Annotated in this window: 5 protein-coding genes; all 5 read right to left on the reverse strand. The window is 29.4% G+C overall.

What is annotated here, in order from left to right; all coding sequences use genetic code 11:
* Positions 1-595 precede the first annotated feature (595 nt).
* The 5 genes from BZARG_RS11120 to BZARG_RS11140 all read right to left on the reverse strand — a co-directional run bounded on the left by BZARG_RS11120 (position 596) and on the right by BZARG_RS11140 (position 6391).
* Positions 596-1885 (reverse strand): HlyD family secretion protein, encoded by a 1290-nt coding sequence (locus BZARG_RS11120; protein ID WP_008638426.1) that lies wholly within the window; start codon positions 1883-1885, stop codon positions 596-598.
* Positions 1885-4071, reverse strand: coding sequence for a peptidase domain-containing ABC transporter (locus BZARG_RS11125; protein ID WP_008638418.1), 2187 nt, complete (start codon positions 4069-4071; stop codon positions 1885-1887). The genes BZARG_RS11120 and BZARG_RS11125 overlap by 1 nt, the downstream gene beginning before the upstream one ends.
* Before the next feature lie 175 nt (positions 4072-4246).
* Positions 4247-5422 carry a radical SAM protein gene (locus BZARG_RS11130; RefSeq protein WP_008638415.1) on the reverse strand — a complete coding sequence of 392 codons (1176 nt, stop codon included), beginning with the start codon at positions 5420-5422 and terminating at the stop codon, positions 4247-4249.
* Between the two features lie 53 nt (positions 5423-5475).
* The gene (locus BZARG_RS11135; protein ID WP_008638428.1) at positions 5476-5709 is read right to left on the reverse strand and encodes a hypothetical protein; all 234 of its coding nucleotides are present in this window, start codon (positions 5707-5709) and stop codon (positions 5476-5478) included.
* Between the two features lie 484 nt (positions 5710-6193).
* Positions 6194-6391 carry a hypothetical protein gene (locus tag BZARG_RS11140; protein ID WP_008638413.1) on the reverse strand — a complete coding sequence of 66 codons (198 nt, stop codon included), beginning with the start codon at positions 6389-6391 and terminating at the stop codon, positions 6194-6196.
* Positions 6392-7061 lie beyond the last annotated feature (670 nt).

Raw genomic sequence — 7061 nt, forward strand, 5'->3', positions numbered from 1 at the left:
AATATTAAGGCATCGATTATAGCTCTTTACTTTCCATAAATACTGTGTTCCTAATAAAAAACACTATTTGTTTCGACGCTATAAATAAAAATGTAATTACGACATCATTTTTTTGTAAATGCCCATCAACCAATTCTGGTTTAATACTATATTGAAGTCTAATATTGAAGTCTAATATTGAAGTCTAATATTGAAGTCTAATATTGAAGAATATGAAAAAATTATTTAGAATGCTTCTTGCTGGCTGGGGAGCCAAAAAAATAGGTGGCGGTACGTGCGGCTGTATTGGTACAATTTTTGTTTTTATAATTATTTATGTTTTGTTGGGTCCTATTTTTAATCTGATATAAACTTAATTTCATTCCAAACTCCGTATGTTTAATTGCGTGAAAATTATTAATCATACCCAAACTGATAGAATTAATAAATAGTGTGATATTTTATTTATTGGATAGCTATCAGAATATACCATAAAAGCCTCAATTGCTGTTTTAATAAAAATTTTGAATTTGTTTTATGCAATAATTAGATGTTAGCATTCCTTCGCATCATACAGGTGGAGAAAATTTAAGCTATTTTAAAAAAGAAATATTATTTATTGAATGATATTCTTAAGCTGATAAAAGAAACGTTCAATCAATCTTAAATCTTCGGTTACTATATTGGCAACCCCCGTCATTTCTTGTCTAAAAGCTATTTTTTTATTGTACGTTGTTATGAGCTTTACTGGTAGTTCTACATCAATTAAGTAATTACCATCTTGGTTTGGCATTAATGAAATTGACTGTACTTTTCCGTTTAATTCACCATATTCATCAGATGGATAATTGGACAATTTTATTTGCACTGTTTGACCTTTTTGTATTTTTCCGGAATTGGCCGCTGGTGCCACTATTTTTCCGATGAAAGATTGACCATTAGTTGGAATTACAGTAAAAACCAAATCACCCTTTTGTACCGTTTGATTTTTATCCCAAAAAGATAAAAAAGATAACTTGCCCGGTATTGAAGATCGCAAAACAAATTCTTTCTCCCAATCTTTAATCGCCTCTTTAAGCTGATAAAAAGATTGAATTGTTTGCTTCAACAACCTGCTTTCTTGTTGTGTCTTTTCTATTGAAGTTCCTCTTAAATTTTTTGTAGAATTACTAATTAACTCTCTTATTTGGGATATAGAACTCTCTACACTTTTAAATTCCTTTTGTGCTTGAAGAAATTCTATTTGTTTTTGCTCAAAATCTTTAGCCGATATAATGCCTTTATCAAAAAGCCCTTTTTGCCTTATTAGACTTTTTTCCTTGAACTCTAATTCTTGTGAATTTAATTCTTTTTGCGAGTATAAAATCCGCAATCTGCCTTTAGCCTCAATTAAGGATAATTGATTTGCTGAAGATTGATTTTTGAAAGGATTCAATTTTATATTCAAAATATATTCTGAATAATTATTTTCGAAATCATAAAAATAACTATTGATATTACCTAAAAGTAATGGAGGTAAATCTTCAATGGGAAAAGAAAAATTATTTCTATTTATGGTAAACGTATCAATCACCCTCTTTAATAAAAAAACGTCTTCATATAATGCCGTATTTTCAAGGATAGCCAATGTCTGATTTGATGTAATTGAATCGCCATCTTCCACTAAAATAGCATCGAACTTACCTGATGTATTTGCGTAAATTTTTTCCGGAGGAAAGGTGGTTGTAATCGTCACTGACGTAGAAATTATATCTGGATATTTTATAAACCAAGTGATAAATAGCAACATTAAAATTAAGAGTAGAAACAAAGTATTTCCCCAACGAATCATCCAATTAGGAACATAGCTTAAAATTTCTTGAACTTCTTCACTTCTTATTTCTATATGTTGACTTCTATTGGGCATTATTCACCTAAATTTAATTGGTTTTTTACCAAATGATAATAACTTCCTTTTAAAGCTATTAACTCTTTATGATTTCCTTTTTCTATAATTTTCCCTTGGTCTAATACTACAATTTGATGTGCATTTTGTACCGTACTTAACCTGTGAGCTATTACAACCACCGTTTTATCTTTAAAAAAAGTGTTTAAATTTTCCATTATCACCTTTTCATTATTAGCATCTAAAGCAGAAGTTGCTTCATCAAAAAATAAAAATTTAGGGTTCTTATATACGGATCTTGCAATTAATAATCGCTGCTTTTGCCCTGTGCTTAAACCAGATCCTTCACTACCTATTTTTGTATTAAAACCTAATGGAAGGTTTTCTATATAATCTGATATATTAGCAACTTTTATCGCATGTGTTAATTTTTCTTTATCCACATAATCTTCACCAACTGCTATGTTTTTAGCAATAGTATCATTGAAAATATACCCCTCTTGCATTACTACCCCACAATTTCTTCTCCATTCTTTTGGAGAGATATTTTTTAGGTTAAAATTATCAATCATAATTCTTCCTTTATCAACAGGGTAGAAACCAAGCAATATTTTCATCAATGTAGTTTTTCCACTTCCACTCACACCAACGATGGCCGTAGTTTTATTCTCCGGTATTTCTAGTGATAAGTTTTCTAAAACCGGCTCTTCACCTCCTGTGTATCTAAAAGATATTTCATCAATTTTTATGGTTGCATTTTTCGGTATATTAGTTATATAGTCTTCATCTTGTTTTTCTTCATCTTCCATATTATGGATTTCGCCCAATCTATCCAATGAAATTTGAGCATCTTGTAGGTCTTTCATAAAACTTATAAGTTGAATTATGGGACCGTTTAATTGACCAACAATGTAGCTTATAGCCATCATCATTCCTAAAGTAATATCGCCTTCAATTACTAACATAGCTGAAAGAATTGTTATAAACATATTCTTTATTTGGTTAATAAAATTAGAACCGACACTTTGAGTTTGCTCTAATGCTAAACTTTTAGTAGCTATTTTAAAAAGGCTTGCTTGCACGTACTCCCAATTCCATCGCATCCTCCTTTCGGCATTGTGCAATTTAATTTCTTGCATACCATTAATAAGTTCAATAACTTTACTTTGTTCACGACTTACTTCTGAAAAATGTTTGTAATCGAGCTCTTTTCTTTTCTTAAAAAAGAATAACACCCAAGCAAAGTACAAGATACTACCTAGTACAAAAACACCAAATATTTGTAAACTATAATAAGCTAGAACGAAGCTAAATACAATAAGATTAAAAAAGGAGAACAACACGGATAGAGAGGACGTGGTTAAAATACGTTCAATACGCTTATGGTCGTTTATTCGTTGTAATAAATCGCCAGTCATGCGAACATCAAAATATGAAATTGGTAGTTTCATTAACTTAATAAAAAAATCGGATATCAATGAAATATTTATTCTTGTACTGAGATGTAATAAAATCCAACTTCTAATAATTTCAAGTGCTGCTTGACCAATATATAGAAATAATTGTGCTATTAATATAAGATAAACAAAATTAATATCTTGATTTTTAATACCAACATCAACGACACTTTGTGTTAAAAACGGAAAGGTTAATTGTAATAAACTACCAGCTAGCAAGCCAACAATTAACTGAACTAAGAATTTTTTATATTTAAAAAGATATTTAAATATGAAGCGAAACCCAAACTTTTCATCTTCATCAAACTCCGATTGGTAAAACTTTGGAGTAGGCTCCACTAACAAAGCAATACCTTCTACCGTCGTTTCATCTGCATTGTTGCCAATCCAATATTTTATGAACTCCTGTTTTGTATATATAATTAAACCATGAGCAGGATCTGAAACATAAACCATGCCTTTTTTTATTTTATATAAGACAATATAATGAGCTTTATTCCAATGAACAATGCAAGGCAAAGGTGCTTCCAATAAATCATTAAAGGACAGCTTTACTCCTAAAGATTTAAAGCCAATAGATTCTACAGCTTCACTTACACCCAATAAACTACTGCCTTCTCTGGTGGTTTCGCTTAAGTTCCTTAATTGTTGCGTGTTAATTAGTTTACCATAATATTTGGCAATTATTTTAATACAAGTAGGACCACAATCCTTGGCTTCAGTTTGTAAATATGCTGGAAATTTTCTCAAGATAATAAAGGAGGTTATTGAGTTTTAATTTTTAATTTTTTTAGACAATCTCAATATCTTCTAAAAATTTTTAACATTAGGTGATTTTTGGTTAAAATTTAAACTCTTTAAAACCTGATATCAAAAAGTTTAAATAAATTTTGAATTATGCTTTTGATATTTTTGATAACGACAACTATATTGCATTTAATTCAGCTGTCACCTCCTTATAATCAATCCTATAAATATCATCTTTATCTATATCTGGAAAATCATCTAAAAGTCTATTTTGCATATGCGCTATAAACTTCACTAAATCATAACAATATACTGATGGATTGTTAAATTTCGTCTCCTTATCGTATCTGTGAACAATTCTACCTCCCACGCAAATTTCATAAATAGGGCATTTCAAGCATTTCTCCGAGGTTTGTTTTTCATTAAAATATAAACTGCCTATTGGAGAAGTATATATATCTTCTAATTTATTGCTTTTTACTTTTAGTCCCGTTTTGGTGAAATTATGTCCACATGCTTTCAATGAATCTATGGGCTCAATCTCTCCATTAGTTTCTATAACTAAAGATTTTAACTCATTAGTTAACTCATCTTGTTCACCACTCAAACCAATTATTTTGTTTAAATAACCCTCTAGGAATATTATTCTAAATTTACCTTCGTCGTTAAACCATAATTCAAACAATTCAATTAGCCAATTAGCTACCTTATAATCATATTTATCAGTGTAAGGGTAAGGGAAACTTTGATAATTATAATCAGGTATTAAAAAGTTAACAGAATCAACATTTAATAACTTAAAGTTTTCATATACTTCTCGAGGACTACTGTCAAAGTCAATTACGCATATTACATTCAGATAATCCAGTTCTTTTTTAACTAAACCACACACCGCTTTTACTATGTCATAACTTCCTTTCCCTTTATGGTCAACCCTGTATTTATTATGGGACTCTTTAGTACCATCAACGCTTATTCCAACATCTATTTTAAATCTATTGAAAAAATCACACCATGATTTATCAATTAAGACGCCGTTAGTCTGAATTTCGAATCTAATTTTTAAATTTTCTACTTTTTGTTCAAGCTTATTTGCCTTCACTATAAAGTCTTCTAAAAATTCTTTAGAAGCCAACATGGGCTCTCCACCATGAAATAGAAAATCAAAATTCTCAATATTATGCCTAACAATATACTCGTAAGCTTCATGTATTACATCATCCACAGTGGATTCACTCATAAATTTAGGCTGCCCCTTATAAGATGTATCCCCTAAATTATACATAAAGCAGTAGGAGCAATTTAAATTGCACCTACTGGCTATTTTTAAAACTAAACTATTAAATATTTTCATGTACAAAAAAAAGCTCTTTTATAAAAGAGCTTTGTTTTTTTAGCATTAATAAACTAGAATCTGACCATCGATGCAGCTGCTTCCATTTCCACGAAAACACGGACGCATTGACCTAATTGGTCATTCCATTCGTATCCTTTATCACACTCTCTAGGAGCAGCGCGTGTAGGTAAATGAACTACAACTTCTGGAACTTGATCTCCCCCTTTTATTTTGGACAAGTGCATAAACTGATTTTTTGTTAGTGCCTCCATTTTAGCACCAAAAGTTACTTTTTTAATTTTCATAGTATTATTATTTTAAGATTAATAGAGTTTAAAACTAGAAATTAAAAAGCTAACTTCCAAGCTTTTAAAGTAAAATAATCAAACTTTTATTATTAGATGTGTAATGTTTGTGCTTTTTAAGGAGGCATTTTTGCTACGTAATTTAGGTTTTAATTTTCTTCGAATTTCAAATTCTCTAACTTTAAAACAAAGACATAAATTCAATTTTACATACCCCTGAATCACTAATTTAATGAAAATGCTTTGGAAATTATTTTGGCAAACTTTGAATATAGCTAAACATGTGCATGTAATTGTTAAATGTAAAATTAATGAGTATCATTTCATAAATTAAACCTTTATTTTATTTTAGCTTTTGGTGTAAATTATCCCAAATTAAATCAATCCTATACTAAAAAAAGACACTAACTTAAACACATATAAAAACAAAAAAGGTAGCAATATAAAATCACTACCTTTAAATTATTAATGCTGTAACGCTAATTTAGTCCATCATCCTAACAGCTAAATCTCTATTAATAAACCTCGGATCTCTTACACAGGCCTGTAATTCAGGGTCCCAAAAATAATATGTCGCACATGTAGGGTACTGTGCGCCTCCCTTTATTTGATCTAATTCTACCAATTCATTTTTTGTTAAAGCTTCCATTTTAGCTCCAAAATTTACTTTTTTAATTTTCATAGTATTATTATTTTAAGATTAATAGAGTTTAAAACTAGAAATTAAAAAGCTAACTTCCAAGCTTTTAGATCAAAACAATTAAACTTTTATTATTAGATGTGTAATATTTGTGCTTTTTTTTAGGAAGCATTTTTGCTATGTTATTAGATGTTAATTTTTATTCGAATTTTAAATTCTCTAACTTTAAAACAAAGACATAAATTCAATTTCACATACCTCTGAATCTTAAATTCAATAAAATGTTTTCGAAATTATTTTTGAATACTTAAAGAAGTACCCTCATATATTCACCCCGATCTAGAAATTACAAAAGCCTGTTACAAAAGATTTAATCAAGTTGCTAAAAACTACCTACTCTTCAATACTTATAGTGGAAGTGGTCAAATTTGCGAAATAAGGACAAAGAAAACACCTCTAGTAGAGAGCAACTGGGCAAATTGAAGAAAGATTATAACTTGGATTCTCAACATATCTCACATGCTAATTCTGACCGACCATAAAAACGAAGCAATTACTTTCTCTAATGCACTAGACAACAACGAAGTGAAATGGCTTAATATTGCTTTTAGACAATTTAGTGTAAGCTTTTTATTTAAATAATACCAGAATCAAACAATCTTAAAAAGGAATTAAAAAATAAAAATATTACGTTTGATTATATAGCTTAAAA

This window comes from Bizionia argentinensis JUB59 (genome assembly GCF_000224335.1).
Classification (GTDB): domain Bacteria; phylum Bacteroidota; class Bacteroidia; order Flavobacteriales; family Flavobacteriaceae; genus Algorimicrobium; species Algorimicrobium argentinense.